The following is a 12,650-nucleotide window of genomic DNA, read 5'->3' as shown; positions in this document are numbered from 1 at the left end:
CCGGACGAGAAGTTCGTACGGAGCCACCCCACCCCCCCCCCCCCCCCCCCCCCTCCCCCCCCCCCCCCCCCCCCCCCCGCCCTCCCCCCCCCCCCCCCCCGCTGCTCGTGCACTCCTCGCTGCGCTCCCTCGGCTGGGTCTCCGGCGGGCCGGTCACCGTCGTCCAGGCCCTGCTCGACGCCCTCGGACCGACCGGCACCCTCGTCGTCCCCACCCACACCGGGGACAACTCCGACCCCGCCGGCTGGTCCAACCCGCCGGTGCCGGAGGCCTGGTGGCCCGACATCCGGGCGTCCTGGCCCGCGTACGACCCGCAGGTGAGCCCCACCCTGGGAATGGGCGCCATCCCCGAGACCGTCCGGACCTGGCCCGGCGCCCGGCGCAGCGCCCACCCGCAGACCTCCTTCGCCGCCCTCGGCCCGGGCGCGGCCGAGACCACCGACGGACACGCCCTCGACTGCCTGCTCGGCGAGTCCAGCCCGCTCGCCCGGCTGGAGGACCGCGACGCGCACGTCCTGCTGCTGGGCGTCGACTTCGGCTCCTGCACCTGCTTCCACCTCGCCGAATACCGCGTCCCGGGCCCGAGCGAGGACATCTCCTTCGCCGCCCTCACCCCCGAGGGCCGCCAACGGCTCACCGTCCGCGACCGGGCCATCTGCGCCGACGACTTCGCCGAACTCGGCACCGCCTTCGAGGCCGACCGCCCGAAGGCCGTCCGCCACGCCACGGTCGGCGCCGCCACCACCCGCCTCTTCCGCCTCCGCGACGCCGTCGCCTACGCGCAGCACTGGCTGCCCAAGCACCGGGCGTAGGACAGGACGTGTCCGATTTCAGGTCCGGGGCGTCTTCTCCCCGTGGACGGCGGTGTACTCGGCCGCCAGCCACGGCCCGAGGTCCTCGGTGAGCACCTTGAGGACGGTCGGGTCCGCCGTCGGCGTACGGGCCACGGTCGCCGCCAGACGCATCTGCTCGGCGCGCTCCGGGTAGTAACGGGCGAACGCCCCGGCGGACTCGGTGAGATCGCTGGTCCAACCACCCCACCGCGGCATCACCAGGGTGAAGCCCGTCCGCACGATCCGGCGGGCGACAGCGCGGCTGAGCGCCCGGCGCTCGGCGGGCGTACCGGCCGAGCCCGCCCGCTCGCGCCAGCGCGGGAGGGCAAGGGCGAGATCACCGTTGGTCTCGCGGGCGAGCGTGGAGGTGGGGCGGTAGCGGGGCAGTCCGGCGGCGAGGTCGTCACCGAGCAAAGGGGTGCACAGGCAGGCCACGAACCAGCCCAGATCGTGACGTTCGAGCTCGCTCAGCAGCGTGTCGGCGCTGAACAGGAGGATTCCGACACCGTTGACCTGCGGGAAGGAGGCATCGAGCCGGGCTTCGAGCGCACCGGCATCAGCCCGGTCGGCGGCGGAGGGCTCCTGCCTCAGCGCGAGCAGGAGATCGAGATCGGAGACCTCGGGGATCGCGGTGCCGCGCGGGATGCTGCCGTAGAGGTAGGCACTGTGCAGCCGGGGTCGGTCGAAGACCTCGGCGATCAGCGTGCGGGCGGCGACGACCACGGGTGCGAACGCCCGGGGCACCCGGCCCAACGAGCCCTCCCGTGCGATGAAGCCGTCGTCGTCCAGTCCCGCGCTCGTCATGGGGGTACTCTGCCGGTTCCCGCGCCCCCCGGGCGAGCCGATTTCGGACGCCGGGCATGGCCAATCGTCAACTCTCCGGCGATTACCGGGCATCATTCCAGGCACGGACGCGAGGGGAACGGCGTTGGACCCAGGGAACACCTCGCGCCACCGTCGCCGCACTCCGACGAGCACGCTCCCCGGAACGACGAGCCGCAGGACGGGGAGCAGGGCCGCGCACCGCGCGCGGGCCCGCGGAGGGGCGGCGCCCGTATGCGGCCTGCCCTCCGGAGGATGATCCCCATGCAGCCCGACCCTCAGACCACCTCGCAGCCCACCTCGCAGCCCGCCCCGCAAGCCGCCCCGCAGGCCGCCCCGCAGGCCGTCAAGATCGGCCTCGGTCTGCCCCTCCAGGACCCCGTCCTGCTGTTCGAGTGGGCCCGGCGGGCCGACGCCGGCCCGTTCAGCACGCTGGGCCTGGCGGACCGGGTGGTGTTCGACAACCCCGAGCCGCTGGTGACGCTGGCCGCCCTGGCCGGCGCCACGTCCCGCGTCCGCCTGCAGACCGAGGTGCTGCTCGCGCCGCACCACGTCCCCGCGCTGCTCGCCAAGCAGACCGCCACCCTGGACCTGCTCTCCGGCGGGCGGTTCACGCTCGGCCTCGGCGTCGGCGGCCGGGAGGACGACTTCCTGGCCGCCGGCATCGACCCGCGCCGCCGGGGCCGGCTCCTGGACGAGCGGATGGCGGTGCTGCGCCGCCTCTGGGCCGGTGAGTCGTTCGGCGACGGGGTCGGCCCGGTCGGGCCCGCGCCAGTGACGCCGGGCGGCCCCGAGGTGCTGTTCGGCGGCTTCGCCCCGGCCGCGCTGGACCGGGTCGGCCGGTTCGGGGACGGCTTCCTCGGCGCGGGGGTGCCGCCGGAGGCGATGGCCGGGCTGTTCCAGGACGTCGAGAAGTCCTGGCAGCGGCACGGCCGCGACGGCCGGCCCCGGCTGGTCGCCCAGGCGAACGCCGTCCTCGGCTCGGCGGAGACGGTCGAGCAGGCCCGGCGCAACATCCGTGCGTACTACGAGTCCAGCGGCCGTGCCGACCGGATGGAGGAGGGCCTGCTCACCACGCCGGAGGCGACCCGGACCGCCGTGGCCGGCTTCACGGCCATCGGCGCGGACGAGGTGATGCTGTACTGCTGGTCCCCCGAGGTGGACCAGGTGGACCGCTTCGCCGAACTGCTGTTCCGGTAGCGGTCGCAGAGCCGGCGATCAGTGCGGGATGCCGGAGATCAGTGCGGGATGCCCGCGATCAGCTCCTGTGCGCCCTGCCGCTTGAGTGCCAGCGCCGTGGAGGTGCCGAGGTCCTCGGGGCTGAGCGCGCCGGCCCACTCGTGGGCGTCCAGCACCTGCTTGCCGTCCGGGCTGAAGACCCGGCCGCGCATCGACAGCCGGCCGTCCGGTTCGGCCTTGGCGTAGCCGGCGATCGGGCTGTTGCAGTGGCCCTGGAGGACGTGCAGGAACATCCGCTCGGCCGCCGCCTCGCGCCAGGTGTCGCGGTGGCCGAGCGCGGCGACCGCGTCGACGGTGACGACGTCGTCCTCGCGGCACTGCAGGACGAGGATGCCGGCGCCGATCGGCGGGCACATCGCGTCGAGGTCCAGGATCTCGGTGATCCGCGCCTGCTCGCCGATCCGCTCCAGCCCGGAGACGGCGAGCAGCAGCGCGTCGGCCTCCCCGGCTGCCAGCTTGGCCAGCCGGCTGTTGGCGTTGCCGCGGATCGGCACGCACACCAGGTGCGGGTGGGAGGCGGCGAGTTGGGCGACCCGGCGAACGGAGGAGGTGCCGATCCGGGTGCCGGGCGGCAGTTCGGCGAGGGTCAGGCCGCCGGGGTGGACGAGGGCGTCGCGGATGTCGTCGCGGCGCAGGTAGGCGGCGAAGACGGTGCCGGCGGGCAGCGGGCGGTCGGCGGGCACGTCCTTGAGGCAGTGCACGGCGACGTCGGCCTCCCCGGCGAGCAGCGCGGCGTCGACCTCCTTGGTGAACGCGCCCTTGCCGCCGAGCCGGGCGAGGTCGCCCATCCAGCGGTCGCCGGAGGTGGTGACCGGCACCACCTCGGTGCGCAGGCCCGGGTACAGGGCGGCGAGTTCGGCGCGGACCCGCTCGACCTGGGCGAGCGCCATGGGCGAGGAGCGGGAGACGATGCGGATCAGCTCAGCGGTGGCCATGGCGCGATGATAGGCGCTCGACCGCCGGGCCTTGACCCGGCGTCAGCCATGCGGCCGAAGGCCCGTCGGACGGCACCCGGACGGCCGGGCGACGAACCGCCCGGCCGGCCGTGCGCTGCCCGCGGGCCGACCGCGCGCCGCCCCCGCTCACTCGTTGTGCAGCACCTCGGCGATCGGCAGCCGGGCCGCCGAGCGGGCCGGGACGAGGGCGCCGAGGACGGCGATCGCGACGCCCGCCAGTGCGAGCCCGGCGAGCAACGGGGCGCCCCACACGTCGATCATGTGCTCCGGGAAGGCCAGGATCCGGACGTTCTCGGCGATCAGCCGGTGCACCACGATTCCGACCGGGATGCCGATGACGCCGCTGAGCGCGCCCTGCCAGGCCACCGAGGTGACCGTCATCGCGACGACCTGGCGGGGCGTCATGCCGATGGACTTCAGCATGCCGATGTCCCGGCGGCGCTCGCGGATGGTGAGCAGCAGGGTGTTGAAGACGCCGAGCGAGGCGACCACCGACAACAGGACGGTGAAGACCGTGCTGAAGGTCTGGATCGCGACGACGGGCCCCACCGAACTCGCGGTGACCACCGAGGGCGTCAGGCTCGGGTCGGCGTCCGTGACCGCCTTCCGGTAGGCCGCGGTGTCGGCGCCGTCGGCGAGCCGCACGTCGTACTCGACCGTGTGCGGGTCGGGGGTGAGCTCGGCCCGGGTGGCGTCGTTGGAGGTGATCGCGTTCGCGTTGCCCTGGATCTCCTCACCGACGATGGTGACGGCCAGCTGTCGGCCCTCCAGGGTCAGGGTGATCCGGTCGCCGAGCTTGAGCCCGCGCTGGTCGAGGAAGGCCGGCCCGGCCTGGGCCTCGTCCGGCCCGGTCGCCGGGCGGCCCTTGACCACCCGCAGCCACCTGGTGGCCGCGATGTCGTCGCCGCCGTAGAAGTCCATGAAGACGGGCTGGGTGTGGCCGACCACGCCCACCCGGACCAGCCCCCGGGTGACGACCTGCGCGGCTCCGGGGGTGGCGCGCAGCATCGCCTCGGTCTGGGCCGGGGTCAGCCGCGGCTCGGTCGGGTTGCTCTGGAAGTGGCCGGTCTGCACGTTGACGTGGGTCTTGTCGTCGGCCGGGGCCATGCTCCTGGCCAGGGTGCTGCTCAGGCCGGTGGTGACCGTCACGGTGACCACGCCGAGCACGATCGCCGCCATGGTCAGCGCCGTCCGGCCCGGGCGGGCGAAGGGCTGGCCGAGGCCGAGGCTGACGGCGCGCGGCAGCCGGGTGCCGCTCAGCCGGCGCTGGACCTTCAGCCCGCGCCCGGTGCGCGGCGCGCTGCCGGCCGAGATCGCCTGGGCGGCGGAGAGCCGGTGGGCGCGCGAGGCCGGGACGAACGCGGCGGCGACGACCAGCAGCGGGACGCCGACCAGGGTGGCGGCGGGCAGCCAGCCGGCCGGCTCGATCACGGCGGTGCCGGTCGAGATGCCGCTGAAGGCGGTCTTGAGGATCGGGTACGCCCCCGCCCAGCCGGCCGCCGTCCCGAGGACCGTGCCGGCGACCGCGGGCACCGAGACCATGGTCAGGTAGACCGTGACCACCTGGCGCGGGGTGAAGCCGATCGACTTCAGCACGCCGATGTGCCGGTAGCCGGAGACCACCGCGCCGCTCACCACGTTGCCGACGATCAGCGCGGCGACGACCAGGCCGAGCACGCCGAAGACCGTCATCAGCGGGAGGTAGGCGTCGGCGCCGGCGGAGAAGGCCTGCTTGAGCACCAGGTACGACTGCGCGCTGGCGAGCGCGTCCTCGGGCAGGCCCTCGGTGGCCGCGCCGAGGGAGGCGGTCAGCTGCTGCTCGGTGTCCGCGTCGGCGAAGCGGTAGAGCATCTGGCGGCCGGTGGGGTGCAGGGCGGCCGCCTGCTCGGGGACGACCCAGCCGCCGGCGGACTGGCTCATGCTGCCGGCGAAGCCGACGATGGTGAGCTTCAGCCCGGTGGCGGTGGTGAGCGAGGTGCCGAGGAACGTCGTCGCGGCGCCGCCGCCCGGTTGCTGGATGACCACCTCGCCGGGCGCCGTGGCCCAGCGGCCGCCGAGCAGCCGCACCCGGTCCACCGGCCCGGCCGGATCGGCCCGGCCGACCAGGGTCAGCGGGCCCGGCGGGCGACCGACCCAGTCGGTGGGGATCTCCACCACGGCCTGGTCGAACGGCCCGGCGGCGGCCTCGACGCCCGGCCGGTGGGCGGTGGCGGCCAGTTGCTCCGCCGAGGCCCTGTCCGGGTCGAAGGCCGCGACGACGTGGGCGCCGCGCTCGGCGGCGAAGGCGTCGTCGAAGGGGGCCCGGGCGGCGCTGATCACCGCGAGGGCGAGCAGCACGGTCGTGGTGGAGCAGAAGACGACCAGGCCGATCACGAAGGTCTGCACCCGGCGGCGCTTCACGGCCGCCCGGGACGCCCGCCACACGGCGCCGGTCATGCGGACGCCTCCAGGGCCCGCTCGCGCGCCACCTTGCCGTCCGCGACCTCGACCAGGCGGCTGGCGCAGCGGGTGGCCAGGTTGGGGTCGTGGGTGACGATCAGCAGGGTCTGGCCGATCTGGTTGAGGTCGATCAGCAGGTCCATCACCTGCTCGCCGGAGCGGCTGTCCAGTGCGCCGGTCGGCTCGTCCGCGAGCAGCAGCGCCGGGCGGTTCATCAGGGCCCGGGCCACCGCGACCCGCTGGCGCTCGCCGCCGCTGAGTGCGGCCGGGTAGGTGTCCTTGCGGTGCGCGACGCCGAGTTCGTCCAGCAGTTCCAGGGCGCGGCGGCGCGCCTGGCGGGCCGCGGTGCCGGTCAGCTGGGCGGCCAGGGCGACGTTGTCGAGGGCGGGCAGGTCGTCGATCAGGTTGAAGAACTGGAAGATCATGCCGATGTGGCGGCGGCGGAACAGGGCCAGGCCGGTCTCGTTCAGCCGCCCGAGGTCCTGGCCGTGCACCCGGACGGTGCCGGAGGTCGGCCGGTCCAGCCCGGCGACCATGTTCAGCAGGGTGGACTTGCCGCACCCGGAGGGGCCCATCACGGCGACCGCCTCGCCCGCCCGGATCCGCAGGTCGACGCCGTCGAGCGCCTTGGCGTCGCCGAACTCCTTGTGGACCCCGGTCAGCTCGACGACGGCCTGCGCGTCGTCCGGCGGGGTGGTCCCGTCGTGGTCGTTGCTCATGGTGGACGACGGTAGGCGCGGGCCCCCGGGCCCGGCGTCCCACCCGGGGTGTAGCCGGGGCGGCCGTAGTACCCGGGATGTACGCGGGCGGCACCCCCGGGTGATGTCGATCATGGCCTGGACTGGGAAACTGGCGGCGTGTGGGGAACGGGGACGAACTGGGCCGCCGTAGCGGTGGCGAGTGCGGCGGTGGCGGGTACGGCGGTCGCGGCGGCCGGCTGGCTGGGCGTCGCGCTCGCCCGGGCGCGGCGGCTGCACCGGGCGGCCATCGGCGAGCGCGGCTGGCTGCTGGAACGGGAGCGGGAGAGCGCCGCCCGTACCGCCGTGGAAGCCGAACGGGCGCGCATCGCAGCCGAGTTGCACGACATCGTCAGCCACAACGTGAGTCTGATGGTGGTCCAGGCCGGGGCCGCGCGCGAGGTGATCGCCACCATGCCCGGGGAGGCGGCGGCGGCGATGGGAGCCGTCGAGGCCGCCGGGCGCGACGCGATGACCGAGCTGCGGCACCTGCTCGGACTGCTCGCCCCGGCCGCCGACGGCACCGGGGAGGAGGCGGACGGTTTCGCGCCGCAGCCCAGCCTGAGCCGCCTCGGGCCGCTGATCGACCGGTTCGCCTTCGCCGGGCTGCCGGTGGAGGTGCGGATCTCGGGCGAGCCGAGACCGCTGCCCGGCGGCGTCGACGTGACGGCGTACCGGATCATCCAGGAGGCGCTGACCAACGCGCTCAAACACGGGGACGGGGTGACGGCCGAGGTGACGGTGCGCTACGCGGACCACTACCTGCGGGTGGAAGTGCTCAACAGCGGGCCGAGCGTGCTGGTGGGCGCCCACGCCGCGCCCGCGCAGCCCGCCCGGCCGGCCGACGGCGCCGGGCGCGGGCTGCTCGGCCTGCGCGAGCGCGTCGCCGTGTACGGCGGCGACCTCGACGCCCGGCGCCGGCTCGGCGGCGGCTACCGGGTCCGCGCCCGCATCCCGCTGGACCGGCCGTGACCGGGGCCGAGGTGCAGCGGGGGCCGGAGCAGCAGCCGGAGCGGGAGCGCCGCCCCCGGGTGGTGATCGCCGACGACCAGGAGCTCGTCCGCACCGGCTTCCGGATGATCCTCACCGCGCGCGGCATCGACGTGGTCGCCGAGGCCGCCGACGGCGCCGAGGCGGTGGCGGCCGCCGTCGCGCACCGGCCGGACGTCGCGCTGCTGGACATCCGGATGCCCGGCATGGACGGCCTGGAGGCCGCCCGCCGGATCCTCGCCCGGGCGCCCGGCTGCCGGGTGATCATGCTGACCACCTTCGACCTCGACCACTACGTCTACGCCGCCCTCGCCGCCGGGGCCAGCGGCTTCCTGCTGAAGGACGTCACCTCCGCCCATCTCGCCGCCGCCGTGCGCCTGGTGGACACCGGGGACGCCCTGCTCGCCCCCTCGATCACCCGGCGGCTGGTCGAACGCTTCGCGGCCGGCGCCCCGCGTCCCGCCCCCGGCACCGACGGCCCGCCGCTGCACCGAAACCTCGCCCCGCTCACCCCGCGCGAGGCGGAGGTGCTGGCGTTGCTCGGACGCGGACTGTCCAACACCGAGTTGGCGGCCGAACTGACGCTCAGCGAGTCGACGGTGAAGACGCACGTCGCCCGGATCTTCGCCAAGCTCGACCTGCGCGACCGGGCCCAGGCGGTCGTCCTCGCGTACGAGACCGGGTTGGTCTCGCCGGGGGGAGGTTCTGATTGATGCTCAGTCAACTCCCTTGATTCGCATGACAATCAGCTATCTAACTCGTTAGAGCTAACTCCCGGTCTGATTCACATTTTTGCCAGTTCATGGGGGAACATCTCTCTGTCCGCGCCCGAACGAGAAATGACCGTTCGGGCGGCATTTCCAAGACATTTGGACAGGCCCGTGACTACCTCCGCCCCCGTGTGGGACTGCCCCTTCAACCACACCGACGGCCTGGAGTTCGACCCGCTCCTCAAGCGGCTGCTCACCGAGGCCCCGATCGCCAGGATCCGACTGCCGCACGGCGAGGGCGAGGCCTGGCTGGCCACCCGCTACGAGGACGTCCGGATCGTCACCACCGACCGGCGGTTCAGCCGCGCCGCCGGCATCGGGCGCGACCTGCCCCGGATGACGCCCGCCCCGATCGCCCAGGCCGAGGCGATCAACCTGATGGACCCGCCGGCCCACAACCGGCTGCGCCGCCTCGTCGCCCAGGGCTTCACCAACCGCCAGGTCGAGCGGATGCGCCCGGCCACCCAGCGGATCGTCGACGGCTACCTCGACGAGATGGCCGAACACGGCTCCCCCGCCGACCTGGTGCACTTCCTCTCCAGCCGGCTCCCGCTCACCACCATCTGCGAGCTGCTGGACATCCCCGAGCAGGACCGCGCCGAACTGCGCGGCCACGCCGTCGCCATGATGACGATGGGCCCCGGCAGCCGGGCCGGCCAGGAAGCCGCCAAGGCCGCGCTGCGCGGCTACTTCACCGAGCTGACCGCCGCCCGCCGCGCCCACCCCGGCGAGGACCTGATCAGCTCCCTCGCCACCGCCCGCGACGGCGACGAACTGCTGGACGACCAGGAGCTGGCCGTCATGGCGATGGTCCTGCTGGTCACCGGCCACGACACCAGCACCTACCAGCTCAGCAACATCACCTACACCCTGCTCACCCACCCCGAACAGCTCGCCAAGCTGCGCGCCCAGCCCGAACTGCTGCCGCGCGGGCTGGAGGAGCTGCTGCGCTTCATCCCGTTCCGCCAGGGCGTCGGCATCGCCCGGGTCGCCACCGAGGACGTCGAGCTGGGCGGCGTGCTGATCCGGGCCGGCGAGGCCGTCCACGTCTCCTACCTCACCGCCAACCGCGACCCGGCGATGTACGAGCGCCCCGACGAACTCGACCTCGACCGCGGCGCCCCCACCCACATGGCCTTCGGCCACGGCCAGCACCACTGCCTCGGCGCGCACCTGGCCCGGATGGAGCTCCAGGTCGCCATCGGCACCCTGCTGCGGCGATTCCCCGGCCTGCGGCTCGCCGTCCCGCCGTCCGAACTCGACTGGCACACCGGGTCGATCTGGCGCTACCCCCGCACCCTGCCGCTCGCCTGGTGACCTCCTCCCCGCGCCGCCGCCTCCGCCACGGAGCACCGCACGGCGCCCGTCCGACGCATCCGTAGGCCGCCTGCCCGGGCCGCTCGCCAGCCCGCCCGGCCAGGCCACCCAGGGGAGACCCGCACCATGGCAACACTCTGCCGCCCTGCCGTCGCCGTACCCGAGAACGTCATCACCCTCGACCAGACCCTCGACCTGGCCCGCAGCCTGCACGCCGGCCACCCGCAACTCGGCCTCGCCCTGCGGCTGATCGAGAACACCGGGGTGCGGACCAGGCACCTGGTCCAGCCGATCGAGCAGACCCTCACCCACCCGGGCTTCACCGCCCGCAACGCGGTCTACGAGCGGGAGGCCAAGCTCCGCGTCCCCGAGGTGGTCGAACGGGCGCTGGGGTACGCCGAGTTGGGCGCCCGGGACATCGACCTGATCATCTACGTGTCCTGCACCGGCTTCATGATGCCGTCGCTGACCGCCTGGCTGATCAACGCCCTGGGCTTCCGCTCCGACACCCGCCAGATGCCGATCGCCCAGCTCGGCTGCGCGGCCGGCGGCGCCGCCGTCAACCGCGCGCACGACTTCTGCCGCGCCTACCCGGGCGCCAACGTGCTGATCGTGTCCTGCGAGTTCTGCTCGCTCTGCTACCAGCCGACCGACCTCGGCGTCGGCTCACTGCTCTCCAACGGCCTGTTCGGGGACGCCGTCGCCGCCGTGGTGATGCGCGGACACGGCGGCACCGGCGTGCACGTCGAGCGCAACGGCTCGCACCTCGTCCCGGACACCGAGAACTGGATCTCCTACGGGGTCAAGGACACCGGGTTCCACTTCCAGCTGGACAAGCGGGTGCCCGGCACCATGGAGATGCTCGCCCCGGCGCTGCGCGGCCTGGCCGTCGAACACGGCTGGGACGTCTCCGGGTTGGGCTTCTACATCGTGCACGCCGGCGGCCCGCGCATCCTCGACGACCTCTGCCACTTCCTCAACCTGGAGCCGGCCACCTTCCGGTACAGCCGCGCGACGCTGACCGAGCGCGGCAACATCGCCAGCGCCGTCGTCTTCGACGCGCTCGCCCGGCTGTTCGCCGACGGCGGCGTGGCCGACGGCACCACCGGCCTGATCGCCGGTTTCGGGCCGGGCATCACCGCCGAGATCTCGCTGGGGAGTTGGGTCGGCGAGCCGGTCGAGGCCGCCCGCCGCCGGCCGCGGGCCATCTCCACCTCGGACATCACACTCGTCCATCCGAGCGCCCCCCGGCGTTTCCCGGCCGGCACTACGATCACCGAATGACTGACACCACGCACCAGGCGGACACCGACGACAGATCCGCCGAACTCGCCACCCTCTTCCCCGCGTTGCACGCCCCGCAGTACTGGACCTGGGGCCGGTACGACGCGCTGTTCTCCACCGTGCTGCCGCCGGACGAGCTGGTGACCAACATCCACCTGGTGGGCTTCGCGGACGACAAGGTGGTCCTCTGCCGGGACGACCGGGACCACTGGTTCCTGCCCGGCGGCACCCGGGAGCAGGACGAGAGCATCGCCACCTGCCTGGCGCGCGAGCTGCGCGAGGAGGCCGGCGCCCGGCTGCTCGGCGAGCCGGACTGGCTCGGCGCGCACCGCTGCCGCACCGAGGACCCGACGCCGTACCGGCCGTGGCAGCCGCACCCGGAGAAGGCGTGGCTGTGGGGCTGGGCGGAGGTCGCGGTGGACTCGACGCCGACCAACCCGGCGGACGGCGAGCAGGTGGTCGAGGTGCGGGCAGTGTCGGCGGACGAGGCGCAGCGGCTGCTGCTGGCCGGGCACGACGCCTGGTGGGGCGAGCTGATCGGGCTGGCCGTGGAGCTGCGGCGGCGGGCCGGGCGGGGCTGATCCCCCGCCCCTCCGAGCCCCCGCTCCGAGATATTCCCGCGGGGCCGGAAAGCCACTGGAACGGCCGAACAGCAGAGAGCATTGTCCGTTTTGCGATGATATGACTCGGCCATGGACACCAACATGCTGGCCGTGGACTACCCGGTGCTCAACATCTTCTGGACGATGCTGGAGCTGTTCCTCTGGATCCTCTGGTTCTTCCTGCTGTTCAAGATCATCACGGACATCTTCCGCAGCCACGACCTGGGCGGCTGGGCCAAGGCCGGCTGGCTGCTCCTGGTGATCGTGCTGCCGCTGATCGGTGTGCTGGCCTACGTGATCGCCCGCGGGAAGTCGATGAGCGAGCGGGACGCCGCCCAGGTCCGGCAGAGCGAGGCCGCCGTCAAGGCCTACATCCGGGAGGCGGCCGGAACCGGCACACCCGGGGGCGGCGGCAGCCACGTCGACGACCTGGCGAGACTGGCGGACCTGAAGGAGAAGGGCGCCATCTCCGAGGAGGAGTACCAGAAGGCCAAGGACAAGCTCCTGGCCTGACCCGGCCCAGCCCAGCCCGACCCGCACGGCGGCCGGGGGGGGGGGGGGGGGGGGGGGGGGTGGCCGGGAACGCGGGGGGGGGGGGGAGGATAGTGAAGCGGGGCGGGATGACGAGCTGCGGTGTGTGCGTAGACGTGCGAGTGCTTCG

12 protein-coding genes are annotated in these 12,650 nt (G+C 74.0%); 8 read left to right on the top strand and 4 right to left on the bottom strand.

Features of this window, described 5'->3' with window-relative positions:
• Nucleotides 1–101: 101 nt before the first annotated feature.
• The gene (locus AC07BF_RS20045; RefSeq protein WP_478333702.1) at nucleotides 102–812 is read left to right on the top strand and encodes an AAC(3) family N-acetyltransferase; all 711 of its coding nucleotides are present in this window, start codon (nucleotides 102–104) and stop codon (nucleotides 810–812) included.
• Between the two features lie 18 nt (nucleotides 813–830).
• Here AC07BF_RS20045 and AC07BF_RS20040 read toward each other — a convergent pair whose 3' ends face one another.
• Nucleotides 831–1,637, bottom strand: coding sequence for a nucleotidyltransferase domain-containing protein (locus tag AC07BF_RS20040; RefSeq protein ID WP_363630209.1), 807 nt, complete (start codon nucleotides 1,635–1,637; stop codon nucleotides 831–833).
• Between the two features lie 282 nt (nucleotides 1,638–1,919).
• Here AC07BF_RS20040 and AC07BF_RS20035 point away from each other — a divergent pair, with 282 nt between their 5' ends.
• The gene (locus AC07BF_RS20035) at nucleotides 1,920–2,855 is read left to right on the top strand and encodes an LLM class flavin-dependent oxidoreductase (protein WP_478333681.1); all 936 of its coding nucleotides are present in this window, start codon (nucleotides 1,920–1,922) and stop codon (nucleotides 2,853–2,855) included.
• A 38-nt stretch (nucleotides 2,856–2,893) separates the two neighbouring features.
• On the opposite strand, the gene hemC is transcribed toward AC07BF_RS20035, so the two are convergent.
• The 3 genes from hemC to AC07BF_RS20020 all read right to left on the bottom strand — a co-directional run bounded on the left by hemC (nucleotide 2,894) and on the right by AC07BF_RS20020 (nucleotide 7,008).
• Nucleotides 2,894–3,829: a hydroxymethylbilane synthase gene (gene hemC / locus AC07BF_RS20030; protein ID WP_363584007.1), complete on the bottom strand. Its 936-nt coding sequence runs from the start codon at nucleotides 3,827–3,829 to the stop codon at nucleotides 2,894–2,896.
• A gap of 147 nt (nucleotides 3,830–3,976) precedes the next feature.
• On the bottom strand, nucleotides 3,977–6,286 hold the full coding sequence (locus AC07BF_RS20025) for an ABC transporter permease (protein ID WP_478333680.1): 2,310 nt from the start codon (nucleotides 6,284–6,286) through the stop codon (nucleotides 3,977–3,979).
• On the bottom strand, nucleotides 6,283–7,008 hold the full coding sequence (locus AC07BF_RS20020; protein WP_478333679.1) for an ABC transporter ATP-binding protein: 726 nt from the start codon (nucleotides 7,006–7,008) through the stop codon (nucleotides 6,283–6,285). The genes AC07BF_RS20025 and AC07BF_RS20020 overlap by 4 nt, the downstream gene beginning before the upstream one ends.
• 138 nt (nucleotides 7,009–7,146) lie before the next feature.
• On the opposite strand from AC07BF_RS20020, the gene AC07BF_RS20015 reads away from it, so the two are divergent.
• The 6 genes from AC07BF_RS20015 (at nucleotide 7,147) to AC07BF_RS19990 (ending at nucleotide 12,502) form a co-directional block, all read left to right on the top strand.
• Nucleotides 7,147–7,998, top strand: a complete 852-nt coding sequence (locus tag AC07BF_RS20015; protein ID WP_363584013.1) for a sensor histidine kinase — start codon at nucleotides 7,147–7,149, stop codon at nucleotides 7,996–7,998.
• Nucleotides 7,995–8,729, top strand: coding sequence for a response regulator (locus AC07BF_RS20010; protein ID WP_478333678.1), 735 nt, complete (start codon nucleotides 7,995–7,997; stop codon nucleotides 8,727–8,729). The genes AC07BF_RS20015 and AC07BF_RS20010 overlap by 4 nt, the downstream gene beginning before the upstream one ends.
• Before the next feature lie 168 nt (nucleotides 8,730–8,897).
• On the top strand, nucleotides 8,898–10,103 hold the full coding sequence (locus AC07BF_RS20005; RefSeq protein ID WP_363619044.1) for a cytochrome P450: 1,206 nt from the start codon (nucleotides 8,898–8,900) through the stop codon (nucleotides 10,101–10,103).
• Between the two features lie 126 nt (nucleotides 10,104–10,229).
• The gene (locus AC07BF_RS20000; RefSeq protein WP_363619043.1) at nucleotides 10,230–11,387 is read left to right on the top strand and encodes a type III polyketide synthase; all 1,158 of its coding nucleotides are present in this window, start codon (nucleotides 10,230–10,232) and stop codon (nucleotides 11,385–11,387) included.
• Nucleotides 11,384–11,968, top strand: a complete 585-nt coding sequence (locus AC07BF_RS19995) for an NUDIX hydrolase (protein ID WP_363584021.1) — start codon at nucleotides 11,384–11,386, stop codon at nucleotides 11,966–11,968. Before AC07BF_RS20000 ends, AC07BF_RS19995 begins: the two co-directional genes overlap by 4 nt.
• 111 nt (nucleotides 11,969–12,079) lie before the next feature.
• Entirely contained in the window at nucleotides 12,080–12,502 is a 423-nt protein-coding gene (locus AC07BF_RS19990) for an SHOCT domain-containing protein (protein WP_079135502.1), read from the top strand.
• Nucleotides 12,503–12,650 lie beyond the last annotated feature (148 nt).

Source organism: Kitasatospora sp. NPDC043950 (genome assembly GCF_056435345.1).
The sequence above is the reverse complement of the archived record's forward strand: the minus strand, read 5'-3'. Positions and strand labels throughout refer to the sequence as shown.